Source organism: Tepidibacter sp. Z1-5 (assembly GCF_037844525.1).
Classification (GTDB): domain Bacteria; phylum Bacillota; class Clostridia; order Peptostreptococcales; family Peptostreptococcaceae; genus Tepidibacter_A.
Window position 1 is genome coordinate 183,325 of sequence record NZ_JBBMMD010000035.1, and the last position, 26,505, is coordinate 209,829.

Here is a 26,505-nt window from a genome sequence, read left to right on the forward strand (position 1 = left end):
ATACCGTGATAGACTCTTTACCTACCTTTGGCTAAAATATAAATCTCCCAATGGTTCTAGGGAGATTCTATAAATTCAGGTGGCATAAATACTATTTCATCAATAGTAACTTTTTTATTATTTTTATCATAAGCAACACTGATTTTATCAATAAAATTTATTATAAATTCTCTTCTAATCCTTATTAAATCTTTAGAATCTCGTTTAATAAATAATCCTGGCAAAAACAGTTGTACAACCTCATATAGCTCTTCTCTATCTTTCTTAACAACCTCAGATTTTTTCTTAAACAGATCTCGTGATTCTTCATATTTATCTATAAGAGTATTATATATTACATGTTGAGTATTAAGTGCTTCTTTAATACATTCATCATTTTCAATAAGTATATGTTTTTCTATTTTGTCTAATATGTTTTTATATTTAGATATTTTTTTCTCTACTTCTTCAATCATAGATAAAATCTCATTCTTCCTCTTATCAAATTTTTTATCATATTCATTCCAAAATATATCTTTATTCTTTTCCTTATCATTTATCTTAAAGATATCATTTTGCATATATTTAATAAATTCATCTTCAACAAGTTTAATAGGAATTATTGTATTACATGCTTTTCTTTCATCCTTTGTATTTGCACATTTATATATATTTGACTTGTTCTTTCCTGGGTTCTTTGGTTTCATTGTTCTTTCACATTTAGAGCATACTAACTTATCTTTCAAAATAAATTTAGTATCGTGATAATAAGGATCTTTATTAATGCTTCGCTTTTGTCTTTGATCTACAATTTCATTCCATATTTTAGTATCAATTATAGAGTTTTGAGGTTGAAGTGGTGATAGCAAAGGATTCTTATTTTTTCTTCTAGGATCACGTCTTCCACCTCGTCTATCCCAGGCTATTTGACCTGTATAAGTCTGATTCTTTATAATTCCTTCTACTTTATTTTTACTCCATTCTATAAATCCATAATTTTGATTCATTACATTTGCAATTCTTCTATATCCCATACCTCTTAAATATAACTTGTATACTTGTTCAACAAGTTTACTATCAAAATCATCTTTTTCAAGTATTGTATCCCATTTCTTCTTATCTTCTGATTCATTCTTATTATATGCAGGTACATAACCAAATGGTATTCTGCCTCCAGCCCATCTGCCTTTTCCTATACACGCTCTTCCTCCATCTTTAACTCTACTAGATAGAAGGTTCCCTTCCATTTCTGCTAAACTCGTGAAAATTATATGAATTAGTCTTCCTACTTCTGAATCAGTATCCTCTATATTTTCACCATCTTTAATATAATGTACATCTATACCACATCGTTTAAAAAACAATTCTAATGCAATAGTATCTTCGACAACTCTTGATAATCGGTCTCTTGAATAAATTATAAGGTGTTTGAATTTTCTTTGCTGTGCATTACGTAAAAGTTGAGTTAGAATAGGTCTTTCTGTAAAACTATCTATAATACTTAACTCATCTCTTTCATGACCGTAAACCTTAGTAGCAGGTTTTTCTTCTTTAAAAATCAAGTTTTCAGGTAGATAAAATTCTTTTTTTTCTACAAATTTTTGAATTCTTTCCATTTGAGCATCAAGTGAGTAACCTTCTTTCTTCTGTCTAGTTAAAGAAACTCTGAGGTATGCCGCTGCAGTTAGTTTTTTTTCTTTTTGTCCCATCATCGATTCTGATTGGATGTCCATTTATCTCCAACTCCTTAATGTTCTCATACATAAATACTTCAAGTAATGCAGATTGATTCTTCTCCAACTCATCTGAAATTAAGTGTATATATCCCGAGTCAACTAAAGGAATAATTATTTTTTTAAACTTATTATTTAAAAAAATGATTTTTTCATCTAATTCTTTTATTTTTTCTTTAATATTTTTTTGATTTTTTACTTCTTTCGTAATTTTTTTTCTTATATACTCATCTGTTGAATTTTCAATATATTCCTCAATTAACTTTCCTTGTTTATTAATACTATCAACAAGTATTTTCTTTAAATCACCTCTTTTACTACTCAGTTTCTTAACACTATCTTTTATTATATTATCGAGTGTATCTTTACCTTTATTCTTATCACTCTCTTCTTTATTAATTAAAAATCTTACTAAATCTCTTATTGTATCTCTTATTAAAACATCTTTATTTATCCCTTTACAGCCTTTGCTCTCACATGAAAATTTTCCATTTTTATATTTGAGTACTTTTTCACATTTAGTACAAATAAATAAGTCTTTAAATATTTTATTTGTTCTTTTTTGTTCTCTTTTAGGTTGTAGCTTATTAGGATTGTTTTCATACCATTTTTCTACAGTGTCATACCACTGTTTCGGAGTTATTATAGGTTGGATATTGTGATATTTATGAAAATACTTAGTATTCACTTTTTCAATCTTACCATAATAGTTAATATAAAAATCTTTATACTTAAAATCAATATTATTAATATAAATTCCTGCATAAATAGACTTACTCAAAATACTGTTTATATCTTTATCTTTTAGTTTATTTACCAAAGCGATATATTCCGATTTTTCTTCTTTTGTATCAGCATATTTATTTAGTTTTTTAATAATATCCTTTGGTTTTTTTACAGTTTTGTATTTTAAATATATTTCAAATATATCTTTAACTAATTCTACTTTTATTCCATCATGAAAATAGAATTTTTCTTTTTTGTCATACACTAATCCATATGGTGCTCTTTTATCGTATATTCCTTTTTCAATTTTAGTTTTTTGTCCTTCTCTGGTTCTATGAGCAATTCTTCTAGGCTCCATTTCAGCTAGTCCCATTAGTATATTTTCAAGAAAATTACAAGCATAATCTTTTTTCTCATCTATTTGTATATCGTTACTGTATAAAATTTCTATATCTAATTTTTTAAAAAGCTTCTTTATCTCTATAAACTCTTCAAAAACTCTTGTTAGTCTATCTCTTCTAGTTAATATTATCTTTTTAAAATATCCTTTCTTAGCATCTTCTATCAGCCTCATAAATGCTTTTCTTTGCTTATATGATACTTTTGTAGCTGAAACAAGTTCACTATACACATCATAAACAAGAATATTTTCGTTGTGAGCATAGTTCTTACAAGTATATATCTGTGTATCTATGGCATTTGGAGCATTTGGATTAGATTCTCTTGCATATATAGCTGCATATTGATAAGGATCATTTACTAACCGATTCACTATATCCTCCTTCGCCAAATTTTTCATCTCCATTGACTATTCCCCCAAGCTTATCATAGTCTTCCAATATCTTATTTATTATGAATTTAACCAATTTATTCATAGAACTTGTATTATCTTTAAAAGTTACTCTGACATTAGTTTCTTTACCTTGTTTTTTCATTTGTACCTCCTAATTTCTGTTCATTAAAATATTGTGTCAGTTCTTTTTTCATTTTTTAAATTTTCAAGAATATTTGTCATTATAAAATTTGAATCCTTAGCTGAATTACACATATCATAGTACTCACACATCATCTTACAGTTAGTATTTGGATTACTTGGGAATTCTTTTTCTGTAGAAATCTTTTCATAAATATTCCACAAATTATTTAAAGCATCTTCAATAACTTCCGCAGTTACTTCCTGTTCAATTTTTTTATTGTAAGCCATGTAATAATAGCTAATTATATTAGGGTAACGTCCTAATTTTTCTTTAGTCAGAAGTATATATATTGGTAGTTGCATATTATTAAATGTCTCTATATTCCTTCCAGTCTTATAGTCAATTGTTTCTATAAGACCATCATTTCTAAGATATACCTTGTCCAATTTTCCACATAGAGTAAATTTTCCATCCATATTCTTATTTATCATTTCTTCAATCAATACATTTTGTTTTCCTTGATCCTTTTGGTCATCAAAGTAATTTGAAAGCATAGTTAAAGCTTTTAAACCATACTCTCTTTCTTCTTCTAACGACTGGTAACCCTCTCTCTTCCAATTTTTCCTCAGTAGCATGTGTAAATTATCAATAGTTCTGTATTTTTTATCTGTAAGCATATTAAATTGAGCTAAAGTCATATGCATGCTGTTTCCAAAAGCCAAATATTTACTTGGACTTTGTTGTTTGCTCTTAATTTTGTTAATATATTTAAACTTATATTTTCTTTTGCAATTTAAGAACACTTGTATACCTGAATTACTGAGATAAAGCTTATTACCTGACATAGTTTCAATACTCCTCTCTTAATCTTGATTTTAATAATTAAACCATGGCTTTGGGCAAACCATATAATTTTCAAATTATTCTACATTAGCTATTAATTCATGTGTCATTTTTTATAATCAAAGACACTCTATGTGTCACTTAAATTATATTATTGACTCATTGGTTTATCAATAGAAGTTTATGGCAACAATTCCAATATAACCATTGATTTAGCTTATATCTTGATATAGAATAACTATGAAATAACTAATTCTTTAGATTAAATAGAGGTGTGTTATGAACAAATTATCGGAAAGATTAAAAAAACTGAGAAAAGAAAAAGGACTGTCTCAAAAAGATTTGAGTGCAGAATTGAATATTCCTAGAACTACGATATCCTCTTGGGAATCTGGCAGCAGAATCCCAGAACTTATGACTACCCAAAACCTTGCTACATTTTTCGAAGTTTCTATAGACTATCTATTAGGTAGAACAGATTCTCGCAATCCAGTACATATTGAATCTATAGTTAATAATCTCTATAAATCTATTCAAGATGATCCTGAGCTCATTGATTTTATAGAAAAACTTACATATAGAAGTGATCTGCATGCCATCTCTAAAAAACTAAAAGACTTATCATCTAATTCAGTTAATAAGTTAATAAGAGTTATAGATGCTTTAGAACTAGATAATAACTCTATATAGTTATTTTTCTTTAGCATACCTTTCATCAAATTCAGGCCACTTTATTTTATGTTGCAGTCTTGCTTCTTCAAACTCATTACAAAATGCCTGATATTCTTCATTAGGAAGTTGGTTTTCTTCTAACTCCTCTCCATCTTTAGTTATAAAGGATACTTTTGAAATTTTAAGCAAATCTCTTCCTAACATTTTAACTCCCCCCTGATAAAAAACATATGAAACAGAGGTATTGTCCTATTACAAAGCATTTCTTGTATCTATTTATAATAATTTCATGTATATTTTAAAGCCTTGTTCAGTAAATATATACTGTTCATGGTAAACTACAGTTCTGTAAAATAATAACTACTACTATCTGTACTAATTCACTCCATATATTAACATTACCTAATATAGACTATAATGCTATAATTAGATTGGGCAAATCAAATAATACAAATTTCATTTAGCTATAACTAAACTCTATGTTTACCTTGTTACTAAACATATAAAAATTTCTAATTCTATATTACGGAGTGATAGTTATGGTATCCTATAAACCAAATTCTAAAGCAGTTCTATACTCTCGCGTCAGTACCGAAGAACAAGCTAATAAAGATAATTCTATCCCTGCTCAGATTAATGCAATAAAAAAATTTGCATTGAGTAATGGTATAGAAATAATAGGCGAGTATCTAGATGAAGGAAAATCCGCACGAACAGCTGATCGTCCAGAATTTCAAAGAATGATTAGTGATGCAAAGAAAAAAGATAAGAAATTTTCAATGATTCTTGTCCATAAAACAGATAGATTTGCTAGAAATCGGTCTGATTCTGTAATATATAAATCTTTACTTAGTAAACAATGTGGTGTAAATGTTATAAGTATTACAGAGAATTTTGATGATTCCCCTACAGGAAAATTATTAGAAGGTATGATGGAGGTAATTGCTGAATTTCATTCCTTAAACCTTGCACAAGAAGTAATGAAAGGTATGAAACAAAAAGCTAGTAAAGGAGTTTACATTGGCAGAACTCCATTTGGATATTCTTTGAATAAAGAAACTAAACGCCTTAAAATAAATGATGATGAGGCAAAAACAATTAAAATTATGTTTGAAATGTATTCAAAAGGTGATAGTTTTGGGACTATTAAAAAATACCTAAACTTAAATGGTTTATTAACATGTAATAATAAATTTTGGGATTCATCATCGGTAAAAAGAATTATAAAGAATCCTGTTTATACAGGGCAATATATATGGAATAAAACCAAGAGATCAAATAGATCTAACAACGATCCTAGCGATTGGATTGTACTAAAAAATACGCATGAAGCTATAATCGATCAAGAATTATTTGATAAAGTACAGAAAATCCTCAAGGCTAAACAAACCATGAAAGGAGCTGCTGTAAAAAGCCAATACCTACTATCTTCTATTATAAAGTGTGGTCATTGTGGTCATAACATGATAGGAGAACGAAAAAAACATACTAGCGGTAAAGTATATATACGCTATGTTTGCGGTAACTACCTTAGTCATAGAATGTGTTTTTTTAACTTTGTACATAAGGAAGCCATTGAATACCTTGTATTTCAAGATATAAGGAAGATTCTTAAAGATGGGGATATTGACCCTAGTAAAGTTATAATTACTAAATCCGATGATTCAACCGATGAACTAAAGCTGTTGGAAAATAGACTAAAAAAAATAAAACACAAATTTCAAAAGCAGTTAGAAGCATTTGAAGCAGAGATCATATCTTTAGAAGAGCTTCAAGAAGCTAAGAAGAGAGTGTCACTAGAAGAAGCTGAAATTAAAGAACAAATTAATCAGATAAAGAATAAACATGTTAATGAAGACTTAGGAGAACAGCTTAAACCTCAATTTAATGATATTGATGAAATTATAGAGTCTAATGATCCTACAGCTATAAAACTATGGTTAAAAGAACGGATTCATAAGATTGAGGTACTTAATAAGTCGGATGTGAAGATTGAGTATAGGTTGCCATGGTAGTTTAATCCAGTTATACATGGTGATTTTTGTATAATTCAGCAACTTAAATATACTTAGGAAAACCTTACATGTTTTCCTCTAATACATAATACACATTATATTATAGCAAAACTCCCACAATCACTTGTGGGAGCTACATTTTATAACAAAAATATTTTAATAACTTAAAATTCAACTTAGATAGAATCAAACCTTATTAATATAAGATCACATATTATTTAGATATTTTATAGAAATCACCTGTAGAATCCATTTAACAATACATTTAACAATTTGTTTGTTTCTGATAAATTAACATCAAAGTCTTTTAATTTGTAACAATCTTCACATAATGGAACTAAGACTTCTCCTTTTTTATACAAGTCCATGCTTGATTTTTCAACTATTTTTCTACCACAATTAGGACACACTCTATTGTATCCGTCAATTCCTTTTATATTTCCAAAAAATAAAAGTTCTAATAAATCCTCAGTTGGTGATGGTGAAAAAAGAAGAATTTCTTTAATCAATTCCGTTGCAATTTGTTCATTAAATTTGTTTGCTATATTCAAATCATAACCTAAATGAGTTTCGTTAACCTCTTTTTGTGGTTGATTATAGTAAACTTCAAAGAATCTATAAAAAGTATTATCATATGCTTCTTCCACCAATTCATGTGCTTTAAACCCTGTTGACTTTGGAAAAATAACATATCTACAATTTTTTTTACCATTAAATTCATCGAGTCTAAATTTAATTCTATTTTTATCACTTGAAATCCATGTCAATTCCCATTTATCATCTATTTTTTTTATATACCCACCACATTTTGGATTTCCCGAACCACCCTTGTAATCAATTTCCAGTGGAATTACATTTATGTTTTTTTGGTCCTGTACAAAATTGCAGAGCGTATTAAAAAGTATATTTTCAGACCTATACTTATCGATATTAAGATTTTTCAAAATATGTATTTTACTATTGCAAAATTGCTTAAATTTTTTTGTGTTCTCTGCAATATAATATAATATATCTATATTTTCAAAGTTATTACAATCAATCAAAAGCTCTAAAAATCTATTTACATATCGATTAGTAAAAAAATTCAGTTTACTATCTTCATCTTCTATCCTAGAAAATTCTTCAAAACTATTAAATCTCACTCTTTCAAATGCAATAGCTTTCCTCTTGTTGTCATATTTATTAGTACAACCCTCTAAACCATATAAATCTATCCAAAAAACATCATATGAATTAATATTATAAGGATATTCAGATTGGTTTTGTTGATATTTTTGATATTTAGTTTTATCTCTATCTGATCTGGATTTTTTTAACTTTATATTTAGTAAATTACATAACTCTTTTAGATTTTTATAAAGGATATCCGAATTATAATAAATAGTTCGGTTGTCTTTATCCACGAAGTAATAGTAATATGAATCGTTAACATTTGAATACGAATCAAACATATAGATAGTTGTTTCATCCAATTTGGATTCTAAAAATCTTTTCAATAATTGCTTAAATTCCTTCGTCTCATCATTATTTATTATAATTTTCAATTTTTTCAAAGCATTATAATATTCATCAACATTTTTGTTTATTTTATATTTTTCTCTCAATTTAAATAATGCTTCTAATTTTCTGTTATTATCATTACATTGTTTTATTTCAGCTCCAGCCCATCTAAAAATATCTGTAATTTTGCTATCATCAAAATTTTTCGACAATACGTCTACTACAGAAAACTTCTCAAATTCTTTTTTTATATAATTTTTAAGATTGTATATACTACCATACCTATATATATCCTCATCCATATTTTTAATATGATTTTTTATTATATCATTGAGATAATCTAATTTATTATTTTCACATGAATATAATTTATTTTCAGCATCAATATAATATACCAATTTCTCATATAGAAGCACAATAGTCTTATTACTTATTTTAGTTTTTATTAACTTTTCAATTGTATTAAAGTATTCTTTTATATTTAAATCATTTTTATCAATATAAAAAATAATAATATCATTTCGTTCAATCCAAGGTGTAAAAGAAACATAATTTTCCGAATATAAATACTTTAAATTGTCATAATATGTATAGAAAAATTCACTAAAATCCTCTTGGTATATTTTTTTTGATAAATTATTTTTTATTGATTTATCTATTTCTTCAATAACCCCTTTGAATATAGCGTCATAATTCTTCTGATTCGGTGCAACGCTATCTCGAGTTCTACTAGAATATTTTGTATCAATAATTGCACCATCTAATAATCCTAAACTTTCATCAATTAAAATCTTGTCTTCTAATGGGAATGTACTATACATATAACATTTTTTATTATCCTGAAATAATAATTTTTTAGGATAATAGATCTTATATATATTTGTATTTATAATCTCATAATATTTATTGTTATCTATATTTATAGTTTTTTCCATACCATTAATATTAAGATTTATTGTTTTTATAGCTTTAGTAAATAATAGCATATTTTTATCAAAAAACTGTAAAGGTTCAAATAAGTGTTCAATATTATTAAATGAGTCAACAAATTTTTTATTATTACTTTTTGATAAAATAACATTCATGCTTGTCTGTTTTTCATCTTCAAATTTAACCAAACTAATTTTATACGGTTCTGAGTTATTTGTTTTGTCTGTTTTAATTTCTATGCCCGAATTAGAAATAGTAAATCCATTTGCTAAATTATAAACAGATTTTAATCCTATACCATATTTTCCTGTAGTATCTACCCCATCCTTAGTTGATTTATTTAATACTAATATTCCTATGATACTCTTAACATCAAATGGAGTGCCTTTATAATTAAGTTCTATAGAAAAAGTATCATTATTATTCTTTATTTTTATATCAAGTTTATCATCTAATTTCTTTCCTTTGTTATACATAGCATCATCTGCATTTTGAATAATCTCAAAAATAAATCGGTCACTATACGCTTTTATTTGATTATTTTTTCTTCTAATTGTAGCGAAATCCTTTAATACTTTAGATTTTAAATTTTCCGATTTATTTATTCCATCTACAATAATAGAGAGGTCTCTATTTGCATTAATTATACTATCTTTAACACCTTCAACTTCTTCATTTAACATATAAAAATTTAAAAAATCATCGAAATTGCACATTTACTTTTCACCTCTGATTTTAAATGAATATGAAATATTTTTATTAGAACCTACTTTTCTATACATAAGTTTATTACGACAGTTTTTACAACTTTTAATCTCTTTTTTTTCATTATACAAATCTAAGACTAGCCTACAGTCAGAACTTACTTTCCCACAAATTTCACATTTCAAGCAAGCTTCCACTTCCACAATCTTTTTCCCAATAGTACTAAAAATTTCGTAATTAAATACTCTTTTATCTCTAGATATTACTATGCAATTTTCAGCCTTTAGCTTAATAAGATATTTATATATTTCTTTTATCTTACTAACAAATTCATTTTCTGTAGATTCAATTTCAATATTACATCTTTTCAATATAGTTTTGTCAGTCATAGCCAACTTAAAAATATCATTATTAGATTCATCTCCAGTAAAATTCATTACTGTACTTCTTTCTTTATTCTTACTAACAAATTTATAGCAATAAACTTCACTATTAATATACAATGCTATTATACAATTTTTTAAACTTTCAACTTTTACATTAAGACTATTTACTGTAGAAATACAATTAAATTTTTTAATTACATCATTAAATAGTATAATCTCATTTGCATATTCGTCTTTATCCGTTTCCTTAAAACAATATCCAAAGTCATATAAAAAATCGATTTCATCACAATAGTCACTATCAAATATATTACTTATGATATATTTGATAGTTCTTTTATCTATTTTTTTTCTAAGTAATCTTGATAATAAACTTTTAAATTGACCACCTTTCGTTTTACCTAATTCTCTCGTATAAATGTTATAACTACTCTTTATTGGAAACTTCTGATATCTATCATCTAATTCTAGTATTTTTATTATTAAAATACCTACATCATTATTATTACTAAACAACTCCAAAGTACTAAACTTTTCTTTTGCAATAATTATATTTCCTATACTATGTTTAACTCTTTTTTTCAATATATCTTGATCAACAAGTAATTTTTCTGTAATATTTACATTTTCACACTGTTCTCCATAAATATACAAAGCATTATCATAGTCATGATTAAAAATATGATAAATAGGTTTTTCATTTATCTGAAACATTTCTATTGCTTCTTTAAATTGTTCTTTTGAATCAAAGAGTTCATTAAACGGATTATTATACAGCATTATATAAGCTTGGTCATCATCATTTATTACTTGTATATCTTCTTTATAATCACTTTTGCATAGATAACAAAAATTTGCTAACATTTTTTTTATTGTAAGTTCACTATCTTTTATTGCGCATTTTGCATTATCAAAAAATTTATTTTTTAAATTAAATAAACCTTTTTTTATGAACTGCCTTTCTTTATCCTTTGCCGAAATATCCGTTCTTTCACTATTAGCTAAATCATTCGTTACACAAATAACAGAATCATTTATCAGGTTAATACTTTTAACTAATGGAAATATACAGTAATATATTTTACTGTTACCACTTAATTCATAACTATATGCAAAACTCGTTAATTTATTATCTTCAGTAATTGTGCTTACAATGTATTTATATAATTTATTTCCTACTAAAATGTTTTTATAAAAATATTTATAACTAAGATTATCCAACTTTACTTTATTTTCATTCACTTCTAATGTTTTTATAATAGTTTGTGTTCCATCAAAGTTTAAAATGATTTCATTAATATATTTTGTAAAAAGTAGACTTCTAAAGTCTATAAGACTTCCACCTTTAATAAACATTTCTTCATTATTATAAACTTCTTTTATTTTAATTTTATCTACATTAAAACATATTTTAGTAGTCCCTGTATTATCTTCATTTAAATATATATCAAATATAGCCTTATCATTTTCATCTTTACCCATTTTAATTATAATACCGTTAGAAGTTGAAACTTGTATAAATCTTGTTATATTAAACACAGATTTTAAACCAATTCCATATTTTCCTATAGCTTCACTATCATTTTCTTTTGAAGATAAATTTGTATTAACAAATCCAATAATATCTTTAAAATCAAATCCCTTCTCATCATATGAAATTGTAACTTTAAATTTATTCTCTTCACAGTCTACGATTGCTATATTAAAACATTTATCTGTTTCAAAGTTTTGTTTTTTTCTTGCATCCTCACAATTTTGCATAAATTCGCTAATAAATCGATTATCATACCCTTTTGTTTGTTGAACATCTTGTTCATTTCCTTTACTTATAAGATTTATCAAATCTGTTTTCACAGTAAATCCCATAATTTCTTTTAAATTATTCACAATATCATTTTTTTCATTAATATTATTTCCAAACAATATTTTATTAATTTTTGATATGGCTATATCTTCATTATTTTCTGAATCATTGCAAACTATATTATAATATTTTTTAATCTCACTTCTATCCATTATTCGCTTTGCTCCTTTCATTGCGAATATTTACAACATTACTACTTATTATTTTATTATCTTTTAAGTAGTACACATCTCCACAATTAATCGATAATTCTGGTCTTTTATCAATCATGATTTTTATATTTTCTAGATTTTTATTAACAATAACATCCCTAAAATTTTCGTATATTTTTTCTATTCCCAATATTTTATTTAGAATCACTATAGTATTTTTTATATTTATCTCAATTTTTTCTTTTTCTTTCTTAGCATTATATAAATCCTCTGAGTTTATATTATCTAGAATGTTTTGGTACATGTTTATAGTTTCTAAAACTGCTTCATAAGTTGTCTTAAGAACTTGTTGATTAATTAGTACAGTATTTCTTATAGGCATAAATTCAGCAATCATCTGTGCTTTTGAAACGCATTTTATAAATAAATATTTACTTAAATCACTATTATTTTTTTCTAAAAAATAATACATTTTTTTTGTTTTAATACTATTATTAATTCTATCTATTCTTCCAAAGCGTTGTTCAAGATTGGCAGATGTCCACGGAAGTGATAGATTAATTACAACATCAAAATTACCAAGATTGACACCTGTAGAGCCTGATTTATCTGTGATTAACAATGCTGAAATAGTTCCATCTTTATCTACACTATTAATATCTCTACTTATATTATCACTATTATCCGTGTCAATTTGCTTTACTAACAGCCCCTTAGCATCACTTATAACTTTTTGATAGAGCTTTTTCAAATCACTTTTTACTTCCGCAATAACTATACATCGATTATTGTTTTTTATCACTTCTTCTTTTATTTTTTCCATTATAATTTCAGCTTTTTTTTCATTATACTGGAATTTCTTAAATTGTGAAAACAATCCATCACTTTCTAAAAATTTAATTTCATCATTAAATTTTTCATCTGACTGCTCATATTCTATTGGTATAACTACTCTATCGCATTTATAATCTGCTTTGAAATCCTCCTTGAAAAATAAAGTAAAATCAACATTTTCTTTAAGTCTTGTACAAGAATCATCTTTATAAGCATTTTTACCACTGTTATAAATCATATACTGTGGTAAACAAGCAATATCTTTACTTGTAAAAGAAAATGAACGTTCTTCTACATCTAATGTTTCATCTATTACTAAAATATCGCTAACAACATTGCATAAAATTTCAAGTTCATTGTTTGCTTCATTAAGTAAGTTGCCTTTTATAGGAGTAGCTGTTAACATCATTACTTTTTTACTATTTAGAGCATTCTTATAATCCTGCTCTTCCATTTCCGTCTCAACCTCATCATTTTTATGGGTATCATCAGGCTCACAAATTTTTATTAATCCCCACTTGTTTAAAGCTTCATGAGCTTCATCAACTATAATCAGATCCCAAATTACTTTTGATTTTGTCAGACTATTAAAAACTTCTCCACTTTTATTACTTATAATACATACCGAATAAAGTAAAGATTTTAATTTATAAATATCTATTTTTTTTCTTATTATTGTACTACTTATACCAAATGCCTTATATAGTTCCAACGACCAATCCACTCTTTTATTTGTAGGGCATATAATTAATACTTTAGGTTGAGATTTCTCGTTCAAAATATCTGCCACTGAATAACCCGCAGAAATTGTTTTTCCACAACCTGGTTCATCGAAAACAAAACAATATCTCTTATTTTTAACTATTCTACTTGCTGTTTTTTGCAATTCATATTTATCGTATATGTCTGTATTCAATAAAAAATTACACATATCAACATTACCCCTTAACTTTTATTTATTTCCTTTTAGTTATATATCTCTGTTTTTCATTAATCAAACTAAATTTAATTTCCTCAAATAGCATACCTTTTTTCATCTAGCTATTTATCAAAACTTTATAAAATCTCCAGTTATAAAGTTTTTTTAACACCCAATTTCCTTTTGACCTAAAATATAACTTATATCATACTCTCTATCTAATCTTATCTATAATTATATACCTTGTTTTTCCATTTTTCTACTTTTTTTATAGTTCATAATTTAATATCCTCAACTTTTGCATGTATGGAAAATGTGCTAATCAAACCATATTATGCATTCACTCAACGCATTAATAAAGTATCATTTACAATACCTCTGTTATCACACTCTTATTTTATAAATAAACGCTACCTCAACCAAATCTATAACCTTAACCTGCTCCACAATCTGTGCAAAAATATCCTTATCAAATTCTTTAATAGCATCTTATTTTATGTGGGTATCAAGTCACTCGGTAAGCCTTCCACCCCTACTCCAAAAGGCACGTTCACAATAGTAAACAAAGCTTATAAGCCAGGAGGACCTTTTGGCGAAAGATGGCTAGGACTTAGCAAGCCTCATTACGGTATTCACGGCACAAACAACCCCTCATCAATAGGAAAAGCAATTTCAAATGGATGTATAAGAATGTATAATAAAGACGTTATAGAGCTTTATAATATTGTTCGAATTGGAACAGTTGTGATTATAAATTAGTTATATGTAAAAGAAAAAAAATAAACCCCTTAAAATAAAGGGGCTTAAACTGTGTTTTAGTTATTTAACTCTTCTATTATTTCTATATTATTTTGATCCTTATTTAACAACAACACTGAACCTATTATTATAATACCTCCTACAACTTGATTCATTGATGGTATTGTTCCATATAATAATAAAGATAATATTATAGTGACTACTGGCAAGAAATTCATAAATAAATTCGATAAAGTTACTCCTATATTCTTTATTGCATATATGTTTAAGAAATAGGCTATGGTAGAATTAAATACACCTAAAATGATCAGATTTATTATAACTTTTCCCATCATTAAGTTGTGCATACTTACTGGATAAACAAATATAAATGGTAATGTTGTTACAGCACCTACTATTGCTTGATAATTTAACATTACTGTCTTATCATATTTGTCTGAAACCTTATCAGACAAGAAGCAATAAACTACCCATGATATTATGCTAAGAATAGTAAGTGAATATCCTTTAAAGTTAGTTGAAGCTAAGTCTTTAAAGTCTATTCCCATAAGAATATATACTCCTATTAGTGAAACAATAACACTAAAAATACTCAATTTTGTTTTTGGTCTTTTAAAGAATATTATATCTATTATTAATGAAAATACTGCTGCAAATCCAAATAATAAAGATGATACAGTAGGTCCAATAGCAGTTATACTTAGAACAGTTAATACATGAAAAAATGTTGTTCCAAACAATCCTGACAAACATATAATGAATATATCTGATTTCTCTATTTTAAAATTATTCTTTTTAACAATATTGTATATAGTAAAAAGAACAGCCATAATAGTAAGTTGAAATCCAACTATCACTGTTGCATGCATATAATTATCAATAACATCTCTAGAAATATATGAAACTCCGTATATTGTTACAACTATAATTATACTAATTAAACCAAGGATTTTGCTTTTATTCATATTTTGCTCACATCCTTAATATTTTTTGCTTATACTTTTTATCTTACTATGTTCTTTGACTTCTCTATAGCAGCTTCCGCTATAGCATCTATTTTATTTTGTATTTCCTTATCTAACAGTTCTACATCTTTCGTTTCTTCAAGAATTTGACGTACTTTTTCTAAAGATTTTTGTGCTATATCTTTTTCTCCTTCTTCTTTCCAAGAACCATAATTTCCTCTTTCCGTTAATTCACCTCTCCATAGCTCTTTTCTAAAGTAACGCACTGTATGTTTTGAACCTAAGAAACTTCCGCCATGTCCAGTTTTTTCAATATTATCTAAATCTATTCTCTTTTCATTAAAATTTAATTCTCTTACTAATCTTTGTAACTGAGACATACATTCATTAGAGTATGGTAGATCTGCATAATCTACTACTAAATCCATGTCTAATTGCATTGCTACCAAGAAGTCTGTTGTTAAAGCCCCAATAGTTCCAACCATACCTGTTTCAAATCCAGTTTGCGCATCTAGAACTTTTGAGTCACGTAAATTACATGGCATCTTTGTTGGAAGGTCTAAGTAAAGTCCTAATTCTGCCATACAACTCTTCATTATAGCTGATTCAGGGCTAGACATTGCAACGCTTAGTGTTTTCATATCCATACTACGTACATAGCTTGAATATATTACAGGTGCTCCAGGATTAACCATCTGAGATAGTGCTATACAAGCGAGTGTTTCCGCATGAGTATGAATTATTGCGCTTTCTATAGTTATAGGTGAAGATATTCCAAGTATTCCTCCAGAACTTATCACTGAAGGTATTTTATATTTACTAGCTTCCATAAGTACATTTAAAGTATTCTCATCTACTTTCATTGGAGGCATAGTTAATACCCAAACAGATATAAACGGTCTTTTTAAAAATTCTTCTTCACTACCTACTGCTAATGATGCCATTTTTACTGCATCTCTAACTCCTTCTTTACCAACAACTCCTCCAGTTATATGTTTTGTAGTATTCTTTATTGTTGTTGCCCAAGTATACCAATCAGATGCTTGAAGGGGTACATCTTGAGGTGTAACAAGTCCACTTGCAATTGTTACATTATCTAAAGTTTCTAGTATTTTAGTAAGTTTAGCTAAGTCTTCATTAGTAGCAGGACGTCTTTCTCTTGTATCAGGATCAATAACTGCTGTTGCCATAGTCATAGCTGCTAATGTTGGAGGAGCTTCACTTATTTTTACGTCATTTTCTGGTGTTCTTCCATAAAGTACAAATTCATCTCTCTTTGGAACAGTTTCAAGTGCTCTAGCTATTAATTCCCTAGGAATTTTAACAATTTCCCCTTCAACTTCTGCCCCTTCTTTTTTCAATATTTCACGTGCTTCTTCTGAACATAGCTGCATCCCCATGTTTTCTAACATATCCAAAGCCATATTATGAACATTTTTTAAATCTTCATCAGAAAGAAATCTTAATACTGGTTTCATATTATTTTCACATCCCCTTTAGTTTTTTTATAAATTTATTTATTTAATACTATGAAAATATAACTTGATATTTAATAGCTTATTTCTGCTTTTTTTTGCTCTAATGTGCTTTTATTAATTCTATTCAAAATATATTAAAAAATAACAAAAAAAATACCCTTTAAATTGGGTAATTATTCAATCACAAATTTATGTAAATTTTTTTCTAAAAAACTTCTCAATTTAAACACATCTTCAAAGTAATAATCAGCTTCTATTCTGATTGCAAAAGTTTCTGTTACAGGTGCTCCACCAACAAAGACCTTTACACTTTCTCTTAATCCTTTATTTTTTAGTTCTTCTATAACTTCTTTCATAGCTGGTAAGGTTGTAGTCATTAGAGCTGACATCATAAGCATATTAGCTTTTTCTTTATATACTGTATCTATAAATTCTTTTGTAGATACATTTATTCCCAAGTCAATTACATCTGCTCCAGTAGCTATAAGTATGCTTTTCACAATGTTTTTTCCAATATCATGAAGATCTCCTGCAACTGTTCCTAATATAATTTTCACTTTATTGTTTCTTTTATGATTTTCAAAATATGGCTGCAATATATAAATTCCTGCATTCATAGCTCTAGTGGAAAGAAGTACCTCAGGAACTAAAACTTTATCCTTACGAAACTTTTTAGCAATTTCATCAATTCCTGAAATCAAGCCTTTTTCTAATATATGCTCAGGTGTATATTTCTTTGCTAAAGCCTCTTTTGTTAATTCTATTACAGCATCAGTATCTCCATTTATTATCCCTTCCCTTATCTTTTTATAGTACACTCATGCTCCCCCTTAAAATAATTTATTTCTATATACTACTGGTTTAACATCTATATGTTTTTTAAAGACCTTTGTAAAATAGCTTTGACTTTTAAACCCTACTCTATTTGAAATATCTTTTATGCTTAATTCTCTCTTTTTCATTAATTCAACTGCTTTTTCTACTCTCACTCTTGTAATGTAATCATTCACTGTGCAATCTAGTTCTTTACGGAATAATCTACTTAAGTGAGATTTACTTATAAAAAGATATTGTGCTACATCATCTATTTTTATTGGTTTAGAATAATTCTCAATAATAAAATTTCGTGCTTTTTTTAATAAACTAATGTGCTTTTCGTCTCCTAAAATAAATATTTTATCTAAAAAATCTCTAGCTACATCATATATTTCATAAAAAAAACATTCTATATTATCAACTTTACAAATTTCTTTATTAAAGTCTTCCATCATACTCATTGCAAGTTCTCCATCTAGTCCTCCATCCACTGCAGCTCTCGAAATCAAAGATGCTAATTCTATAGTACGTAACTTTATTATATTTTTATCTCCTCCTGCCTTAACATAAAGATCGCCCAAAAGATTTAGTATAGTATTTTTTATTTTCATTTTATCTCCCAAGCGAATATAGCTTAATAATTTCCTTTCTTTTTTTAAATAACTATTGTAATCATCTTTTTCATGAAGATTAGATTTTTTTCTATCCTCTAAATCCTGTCTGATTTTTTGCATTAATAACCGTGAAGCATCTTTATTTTCTAAGATACAAATATTTCTCTTAACTAAATAATTAACTACTATAAATAATGTATCTGCTACTGCTTGAATTCGGTTTGGAGATATAATTTCAAGTTTCATAGCTTTTTCTTTTAATGTATCAAATTCCTTAATCCCTGAGTTAAATTCTTTTAGTTCTTGAAAAAAAAACTCATCAGGCTCCCACATCAACACTTGCCCACATATAATACTTCCTACACTAGCTCCTCTAACTATAATAGGTACAGCCCAAATTACTATTCCGGCATGACATCTAAAAAAATATGGTTCTTCCCATTTCCCGGCTTCAAGACTTGCTACTCTATATGATTCTTTACACTTTTCATTACATTTGCCATAGCTTCGAATAAACTTACAAAACTCACTTCGCTCTACATTATTTGGTTCAAAATAGCTTTCTCCTTCATTATTTACAGCCTCAATATATAAACCCGTAGCCTTAGAAAAACTTCCCATAACATCCAATAAGTAGTCTTTATCCAAACTTTCGTTCATGAATATCACCTTTCTAAATTTTAACTTGTTTCTATAAATTATATTTATAGAATTTGAAAATATTTCAAAAACAAAAATTTAACTTTATATACTAAAAAAAGCAAGGTTATTAACCTTGCTTTTAAGTACAATTCTAAGTTACTTTTTTATTCATATCCCATAATTTGTAACATGTTCTCTACTTCATATAATTTTTCTTTATTATCTTCTTCATGAATAGGTCCACATTTTTTTATGTTTTGCATACCCGATAAAAGTTTTGATGAAAATGCAAGGCATGTTGCTTCTCCACATTTTTTACAGTTTAATTTTGGTAAATATTTATATACTTCTAAAATATCAGGTTTTTCTCTCATTTCATATAAAGGTTCTATTTCATCTTTTCTTTCATATGTATTATTAACTAAATCTTTTACTAAGTCCATTATTTCATAAGCTTCTGATTCGTTAACTGCTTTAGATACAGCCAAGTCATTTCCATAAATTGTAATAATCCTAAATTCTTTTCTTATTGTTAAACTCTGAATCTTTTTATTATATATAGCATCTTTTACAACAGAATTTATATAAGGTAATATTTCTGAAATATCTATTGAAAATTTAGCCTTAAACCTTATTCTTTCAGCATCAGCTGTACAAGGTTGTATAAAAGTCATTTTAACTTCTTCTAAGTACACAAAATCTCCCCCCAAATTTCAATTCCCTAATTTTGATTGTTTATTTTTTTAAGTGCATCTACAAATAAATCAATATCTTCTTTCTCATTAAAATAACCTATTCCTATTCTTGCTGTTCCTATTTTTTGTGTTCCTATTACACTATGAGCACTTGGAGCACAGTGAAGACCTGCTCTTATCATAATGCCATAATTTTGGTCAAGTTCATAAGCTACCTCTTCTGCAGATTTATCTTTTAAATTAAATGCAATTACACTTATTATTTTTTCAGTATTTTTTGGACCATAAATAGATATATGTTCTACTTCTTCTAATCTTTTAAATGCATATGATAACACTTCTTTTTCTTTATTTAAAATAGTATCTATACCTTTTTCTTGTATAAATTTTATAGCTTCTAAAAGACCCACTATACCACTAACATTAGGTGTTCCAGTTTCTAATCTATTTGGAAAGTAGTTCGGTTGATATTCATAAGATGAATCTCCACCTGTTCCTCCAGATTTTAAAGGATTTATATCTTTGTCCCAATTTACAATAAGTCCTCCAGTTCCCATAGGTCCAAGTAAACTTTTATGTCCTGTGAAAGCTAATAAATCAATATTATCTTTTTTTACATCTATAGGATATACTCCTGCTGTTTGAGCTGCATCTACTAAAAAAGGAATTTTATATTTTTTAGCAATAACTCCTATTTCTCTTATTGGCTGTATTGTTCCTATAACATTAGAAGCATGTGTGAAAATAATAAGTGCTGTATTTTCTTTTATGTATTTTTCAACATCATTTGAATTCGTGTATCCTTCTTCATTACATGGTACCGTAGAAATACTTATTTCAATATCTCTTTCTAAAGTTTTAAGACATCTCCATACTGCATTGTGTTCAAGAGAGCTTGTAATTACATGATCTCCTTTTTTTAAGATTCCTTTTATAGCTAAATTCAATGATTCTGTTACATTTGATGTGAAAATAACTTTTTTAAGATCATCATGATTAAACAAAGAAGCAATACGTTTTCTTGTTTCATAAACTAATCTATCTGATTCCATAGCTTTTTCATAAGCCCCTCTTCCAGATGTTGCCCCAATATTGACCATAAAATTATATACTGCATCTGATACCTGTATTGGCTTTGGAAAAGAAGTTGCTGCATTGTCTAAATATATTCCCATATGAACTCCCCCTTTTGTCATTACTTTTATTATACCTATTCAAGCCCATACTTACTATAATTTTCCAATGAAAAGATAATAAAAATGGTAGAGAAAACTAAATCTCTACCATTTTTATTTAATATAATATTCAGATATTTTTTCCTTATCTCTTGCCTATAACCTTATGCTCTTCCTGTTCTTATAATCTCTGCAAATTCATTAGGTAAAACACTTTCTTCTATAGCCTTTGCTGTTTTTTCAAAGTCATAAGAAACTTCCACTATATCTACTTTTGCATCTTCTTTAATATCTATTATTACATAGTTTGCATCTGGACTTCCTGTTTTAGACTTTCCTACACTTCCACTATTCACAAGCATTTTATCTTCATACATTTTGTAATACGGTTTATGAGTGTGTCCGCATACTAATATATCTTCTGTGAATTCTTCCATAACTTCTTTAGCTTCTTTAGAATCCTCTTTCAAGTATTCATTTAATTTTCTTGGACTTCCATGAACGAATGTAATAGTCTTTCCTTCAAATGTCAAAGTCATCTCTTTTGGAAGATTCGCTAAAAATTCTTTATTTTCTTCACTTGTATTTTCAATACTATACTGCAGAGATCTTGCAGCATTTTCAGCATCCTTAGCATCAGGATAATCACATCCACATATAATTCTCATATTTCCTACTGCATCATCGTAATTACCCATTACAGTTAGTATGTTTTCTCTTCTGATTAAATTTATAACTTCATTTGGGAATGTAGCATATCCTACTAAATCTCCAACACAAACTGTTAAATCTAAGTTTTTTTCTTTTATATCATTCACTACTGCATCTAATGCATAAATATTACTATGAACGTCTGCTATTACTGCTATTTTCATATTCATTCCCTCCATTTACTCATTACAATCTTTTTTTATTCCCTTACAAATGCAATTCTCTTTAGGTGATGCAAGTATATTTATATAACCTATTGATTCTTTTATAACTTCTAAATTCAAAGAATATTTCATCCACTTTCCTTCTTTTCTAACATTTATTAAATCTGACTTTTGCAAAATTTTCATATGATGAGATATAGTCGGTTGAGTTAAATTTAATCCTTCTATAATATCACAAGCACATAATTCTCCACATGAAAGCATATCTAAAATAAGGAGTCTATTCTTATCAGATAAAGCCTTGAATATTTCAACCATTTTGTCCATATTTTTTTAACCTCCATATATGTATTTAAATCTATCTATATGAAGTATATCCATATACAATTTAATATGTCAATATCATTTTTTTATTAATTTTGACCAAACCAATGTTTGGTTTTATTTGCTATTTTAACAAGCGCAAGCATTAATGGAACCTCAACTAATACTCCAACGACTGTTGTGAGAGCTGCTCCAGATTGTAAACCAAATAAAGATATTGCAACAGCTACTGCTAATTCAAAAAAGTTACTTGCTCCAATCATTGCTCCAGGTGCCGCTATATTATGAGGTAGTTTCCACGCTTTAGCCCAAAAATATGCAATAAAAAATATAAGAACTGTTTGAATTATAAGCGGTACAGCTATTAATGCAATATGCACTGGGTTGTTAAGTATTACCTCTCCTTGGAAAGAAAATATTATAATTAAAGTAAGCAACAACCCTATTATTGTTATATTGTCAAATTTTTTAAGAAATATATTTTCAAAATACTCTATTCCTTTGTTTTTTATAATATATTTTCTAGATAAATATCCACCTACCAAAGGAATAACTACAAATAAAACCACTGATAAAAATAATGTATCATACGGTACAACTACATCACTTACTCCAAGTAAAAATGCAACTATAGGTGTAAATGCAAATAGTAAAATCAGATCGTTTATAGCAACTTGAACTACTGTATAAGCGGCATCGCCTTTTGTTAAATGACTCCAAACAAATACCATAGCAGTACAAGGTGCTGCTCCTAAAAGTACTGCTCCAGCTAGATAATCAGATGCTAGATTTGCTGGAATTAAATTTTTAAAAACTACTTTCAAGAAAAATCCTGCTATTAAATACATAGTAAATGGTTTTATTAACCAGTTTGTAACGCAAGTTACTGTTAGTCCTTTTGGTTTTTTTGTTGCGTTTACAATACTTGAAAAATCAATTTTAAGCATCATAGGATAAATCATAATCCAGATAAGTATGGCTACTGGAATTGATACTTTTGAGTATTCAAATTTACTTAATACTCTAGGAAAATCAGGAAATATTTGACCTATACCTACTCCTACTATTATGCATATAGTCACCCATAGCGTAAGATATTTACCAAAAAAATCTAGACCTACATTTTTTTTGTTTTTTTCTTTCATTATAAAAATGCCTCCTTCTTTTGTTGCTTTTATCAAATTTATCTTTTGTAAAAGTACATTATATATAGATATATTTAAATATATCTATATATAATATACACATATACATTTTAATGTGTCAATATTATCTTTTAAATATACATGATTTTGTTAAGAATTACGGCTCCAATTAGTCCAAAAAAGAAAATAGTCCAATATTTTGCATATCGGACTATTTCTTATACATAAGGCAATTATATAATTTTCAATCTGTAAATTGCATTGATAAAGAATTACAATATCAACTATTTTTGAACAACGGAGCCCGTAGGACTCGTTGGCGACATGAGCCATGCGGTAACATGAAGCGAATTTTATGGTTTAAATTTTCTTAATCTCAAAGCATTCGTTACTACAGATACAGAACTTAAAGCCATGGCCCCTGCTGCAAACATTGGATTAAGCTTAGGTCCACCTAGTGCATAAAACACTCCTGCTGCAAGAGGTATTCCTGCTGTATTATATCCAAATGCCCAAAATAGATTTTGCTTAATATTTCTTATAGTACTTTTACTTAGTTTTATGGCAGTAGCAACATCTACTAAATCACTTTTCATAAGTACTATATCTGCTGATTCCATTGCAACATCTGTCCCAGACCCAATAGCAATACCTATATCTGCTTGAGCTAGAGCTGGAGCATCATTTATACCATCTCCAACCATAGCTACAACTTTGTTTTTATCTTGGAGTTTTTTTACTTCATTTGCCTTATCTTCAGGAAGTACTTCTGCTAAAACTACATCTATTCCAACTTGCTTGGCAATAGCACTAGCAGTTTTCTTATTATCACCAGTAATCATAGCAACTTCTATTCCCATTCTATGAAGAATATCTATAGCTTTTTTGCTACTTTCTTTTACTACATCTGCAACAGCAATAATACCTTCTAGTTTATCATTTACAGCCATATACATAGGTGTTTTTCCTTCACTTGCAAGCTTATCAGATTCTTCTTTCAAACTTATATTTATATTTTTATCTTTCATTAATTTCTCATTACCTAAATATATTTTCTTATTTTTTATCTCAACTTCTATACCATGACCCGGTATAGCATAGAACTTATCTAAATTTAATAAAGAAATACTTTTTTCCTCTGCTTCTCTTACAATAGCTTCTCCTAATGGATGCTCTGATCCTTTCTCAGCTGAAGCTGCCACTTGAACTAGTTCATCCTCTGTATAATTACCTAAAGTAATTACATTTGTAACTTTTGGCTTTCCTTCTGTTATAGTTCCCGTTTTATCAAATACAATTGTTTGTATTTTATGAGCAGTTTCAAGTGCCCCTCCACTTTTAATTAAAACTCCATTTTCTGCTCCTTTTCCTGTTCCAACCATTATAGCTGTTGGAGTTGCAAGTCCTAAAGCACATGGGCAAGCTACAACTAGAACAGATATAAACATAGTTAAAGAAAATATTAAAGATTCACCTGAAATATACCAGGCAATTCCTGAAATTAAAGCAATTCCCATAACTATAGGAACAAAATACCCAGATATTGTATCTGCAAGTTTTGCAATAGGTGCTTTACTTCCTTGTGCTGCTTCTACCAACTTAATAATTTGAGAAAGCGCTGTATCTTTTCCTACTTTAGTTGCCTTAAATTTGATTACACCATTTTTATTAATACTTGCTCCTACTACATTATCTCCTGTTTTTTTCTCAACAGGGATACTCTCTCCTGTAAGCATAGATTCATCAACAGAACTATGCCCTTCTATTACAACTCCATCAACAGGAATTTTTTCTCCAGGTTTTACTAGTACTATATCTCCTTCTTCTACTTCTTCAATAGGTATAATTGTTTCCTCACCATTTTGAATAACTATAGCAGTTTTAGGCTGCATACCTACAAGCTTTTTTATTGCATCTGAAGTCTTTCCTTTTGAAACAGATTCTAAGTATTTTCCAAGAAGTATTAAAGTAATGATAACTCCTGCTGTTTCAAAGTATAAATCTTTTGCATACTCTATATTCCCATTAATAATTTGATATATAGCATATAAACCGTAAATAATAGCTGCACTTGTTCCTACAGCAATTAACGAATCCATATTCGGGCTTCCTTTAAACAGTGATCTAAATCCTACAGTGTAAAACTTATATCCAGCTATTACTACAGGCACAGTTAAAATAATTTGAACTAATGCAAAATTTAGTGGATTATACATAGGTTCAATAATACTCGGTAACGGGAATCCAAGCATATGTCCCATTGCAATATAAAAAAGAGGGATTGTAAATATAGCAGATACAATAAACTTTTTAAACAATGTCTTTATTTCTTTCTCTCTTTTTTCTTTATCTTGATCTTGTGTTTCTTGTTTTTCTATATCTAAAGGTGTATATCCAGCTTTTTTAATTGCGTTTTTTATTTCTGAAATTCTTACCTTATCTGCATCATAAATTACTTTTGCTTTATTAGTAGCAATGTTCACATCTACAGATTTTATTCCTTCTAATTTGTTGATAGCCCTATCAACAGCACTTACGCAAGATGCTCAAGTCATTCCTTGTACTGGAATAGTAATTTCTCTTATATCTTCATCCCCAGTTGCTTTATAACCAGCCTTACTTACAGCGTCTATAACCTCTTGTTCATAAAGAATATCTTCGTTATATCTTATTTCCATTTTCTGTGTTGCTAAATTCACACTAACATCTTGTACTCCTTCTAATTTATGCATCGCTTTTTCTAGAGCACTTACACAAGAAGCACAATGTAATCCTTCTATATTAAAATTCTTTTTCATAGCTAGATTTCAACTCCTTTTAAACTTCATTTTGGCTTTATTTT

At 27.7% G+C, this 26,505-nt stretch carries 21 protein-coding genes; 3 read left to right on the forward strand and 18 right to left on the reverse strand.

The annotated features are described in order from the left end of the window. Positions 1-56: 56 nt before the first annotated feature. Genes WJW32_RS08140 through WJW32_RS08155 form a run of 4 tightly spaced genes read right to left on the reverse strand, consistent with a single transcriptional unit; the run spans position 57 to position 4,200 of the window. Positions 57-1,712, reverse strand: a complete 1,656-nt coding sequence (locus WJW32_RS08140; protein WP_340257180.1) for a recombinase family protein — start codon at positions 1,710-1,712, stop codon at positions 57-59. Further along, positions 1,630-3,210, reverse strand: a complete 1,581-nt coding sequence (locus WJW32_RS08145; protein ID WP_340257182.1) for a recombinase family protein — start codon at positions 3,208-3,210, stop codon at positions 1,630-1,632. Before WJW32_RS08145 ends, WJW32_RS08140 begins: the two co-directional genes overlap by 83 nt. Further along, the gene (locus WJW32_RS08150) at positions 3,191-3,373 is read right to left on the reverse strand and encodes a hypothetical protein (RefSeq protein WP_340257184.1); all 183 of its coding nucleotides are present in this window, start codon (positions 3,371-3,373) and stop codon (positions 3,191-3,193) included. Before WJW32_RS08150 ends, WJW32_RS08145 begins: the two co-directional genes overlap by 20 nt. A 23-nt stretch (positions 3,374-3,396) precedes the next feature. Beyond that, a complete protein-coding gene (locus tag WJW32_RS08155; protein WP_340257186.1) occupies positions 3,397-4,200 on the reverse strand; it encodes a RecB family exonuclease in 804 nt (267 codons plus the stop codon). A gap of 277 nt (positions 4,201-4,477) precedes the next feature. On the opposite strand from WJW32_RS08155, the gene WJW32_RS08160 reads away from it, so the two are divergent. Beyond that, positions 4,478-4,888: a helix-turn-helix domain-containing protein gene (locus tag WJW32_RS08160; protein ID WP_340257188.1), complete on the forward strand. Its 411-nt coding sequence runs from the start codon at positions 4,478-4,480 to the stop codon at positions 4,886-4,888. On the opposite strand, the gene WJW32_RS08165 is transcribed toward WJW32_RS08160, so the two are convergent. Beyond that, positions 4,889-5,074 (reverse strand): hypothetical protein, encoded by a 186-nt coding sequence (locus WJW32_RS08165; RefSeq protein WP_340257191.1) that lies wholly within the window; start codon positions 5,072-5,074, stop codon positions 4,889-4,891. Positions 5,075-5,409: 335 nt separating this feature from the next. On the opposite strand from WJW32_RS08165, the gene WJW32_RS08170 reads away from it, so the two are divergent. Then, complete coding sequence (locus WJW32_RS08170) at positions 5,410-6,885, forward strand: recombinase family protein (protein ID WP_340257193.1); 1,476 nt, start codon at positions 5,410-5,412, stop codon at positions 6,883-6,885. Between the two features lie 236 nt (positions 6,886-7,121). Here WJW32_RS08170 and WJW32_RS08175 read toward each other — a convergent pair whose 3' ends face one another. From WJW32_RS08175 to WJW32_RS08185, 3 genes are read right to left on the reverse strand one after another with little or no spacing between them, the layout of a single operon-like run. Continuing rightward, entirely contained in the window at positions 7,122-10,031 is a 2,910-nt protein-coding gene (locus tag WJW32_RS08175) for a sacsin N-terminal ATP-binding-like domain-containing protein (RefSeq protein ID WP_340257196.1), read from the reverse strand. Beyond that, complete coding sequence (locus tag WJW32_RS08180; protein ID WP_340257198.1) at positions 10,032-12,422, reverse strand: sacsin N-terminal ATP-binding-like domain-containing protein; 2,391 nt, start codon at positions 12,420-12,422, stop codon at positions 10,032-10,034. After that, on the reverse strand, positions 12,415-14,187 hold the full coding sequence (locus tag WJW32_RS08185; protein WP_340257200.1) for a helicase-related protein: 1,773 nt from the start codon (positions 14,185-14,187) through the stop codon (positions 12,415-12,417). Before WJW32_RS08185 ends, WJW32_RS08180 begins: the two co-directional genes overlap by 8 nt. Positions 14,188-14,481: 294 nt before the next feature. Between WJW32_RS08185 and WJW32_RS08190 the strand changes: the two genes are divergently transcribed. Next, positions 14,482-14,934, forward strand: coding sequence for a L,D-transpeptidase (locus tag WJW32_RS08190; RefSeq protein ID WP_340257203.1), 453 nt, complete (start codon positions 14,482-14,484; stop codon positions 14,932-14,934). A gap of 56 nt (positions 14,935-14,990) precedes the next feature. On the opposite strand, the gene WJW32_RS08195 is transcribed toward WJW32_RS08190, so the two are convergent. The 10 genes from WJW32_RS08195 to WJW32_RS08240 form a co-directional block, all read right to left on the reverse strand. Beyond that, positions 14,991-15,899, reverse strand: coding sequence for a DMT family transporter (locus tag WJW32_RS08195; RefSeq protein ID WP_340257204.1), 909 nt, complete (start codon positions 15,897-15,899; stop codon positions 14,991-14,993). 38 nt (positions 15,900-15,937) lie between these two features. Beyond that, a complete protein-coding gene (locus WJW32_RS08200) occupies positions 15,938-17,377 on the reverse strand; it encodes a trimethylamine methyltransferase family protein (RefSeq protein ID WP_340257206.1) in 1,440 nt (479 codons plus the stop codon). Positions 17,378-17,550: 173 nt separating this feature from the next. Next, positions 17,551-18,195, reverse strand: coding sequence for a corrinoid protein (locus tag WJW32_RS08205; RefSeq protein WP_340257208.1), 645 nt, complete (start codon positions 18,193-18,195; stop codon positions 17,551-17,553). A gap of 12 nt (positions 18,196-18,207) precedes the next feature. Beyond that, positions 18,208-19,467, reverse strand: coding sequence for a PocR ligand-binding domain-containing protein (locus tag WJW32_RS08210; protein ID WP_340257210.1), 1,260 nt, complete (start codon positions 19,465-19,467; stop codon positions 18,208-18,210). 146 nt (positions 19,468-19,613) lie between these two features. After that, positions 19,614-20,144 (reverse strand): (Fe-S)-binding protein, encoded by a 531-nt coding sequence (locus WJW32_RS08215; RefSeq protein ID WP_340257212.1) that lies wholly within the window; start codon positions 20,142-20,144, stop codon positions 19,614-19,616. A gap of 26 nt (positions 20,145-20,170) precedes the next feature. Further along, positions 20,171-21,319, reverse strand: coding sequence for an aminotransferase class V-fold PLP-dependent enzyme (locus tag WJW32_RS08220; protein WP_340257213.1), 1,149 nt, complete (start codon positions 21,317-21,319; stop codon positions 20,171-20,173). A gap of 164 nt (positions 21,320-21,483) precedes the next feature. Then, positions 21,484-22,194 carry a metallophosphoesterase family protein gene (locus WJW32_RS08225; protein ID WP_340257215.1) on the reverse strand — a complete coding sequence of 237 codons (711 nt, stop codon included), beginning with the start codon at positions 22,192-22,194 and terminating at the stop codon, positions 21,484-21,486. A 15-nt stretch (positions 22,195-22,209) separates the two neighbouring features. Next, on the reverse strand, positions 22,210-22,521 hold the full coding sequence (locus WJW32_RS08230; RefSeq protein WP_340257218.1) for an ArsR/SmtB family transcription factor: 312 nt from the start codon (positions 22,519-22,521) through the stop codon (positions 22,210-22,212). 86 nt (positions 22,522-22,607) lie between these two features. After that, complete coding sequence (gene arsB, locus WJW32_RS08235; RefSeq protein WP_340257220.1) at positions 22,608-23,663, reverse strand: ACR3 family arsenite efflux transporter; 1,056 nt, start codon at positions 23,661-23,663, stop codon at positions 22,608-22,610. 353 nt (positions 23,664-24,016) lie between these two features. Continuing rightward, positions 24,017-26,461: a heavy metal translocating P-type ATPase gene (locus tag WJW32_RS08240; RefSeq protein WP_340257223.1), complete on the reverse strand. Its 2,445-nt coding sequence runs from the start codon at positions 26,459-26,461 to the stop codon at positions 24,017-24,019. Positions 26,462-26,505 lie beyond the last annotated feature (44 nt).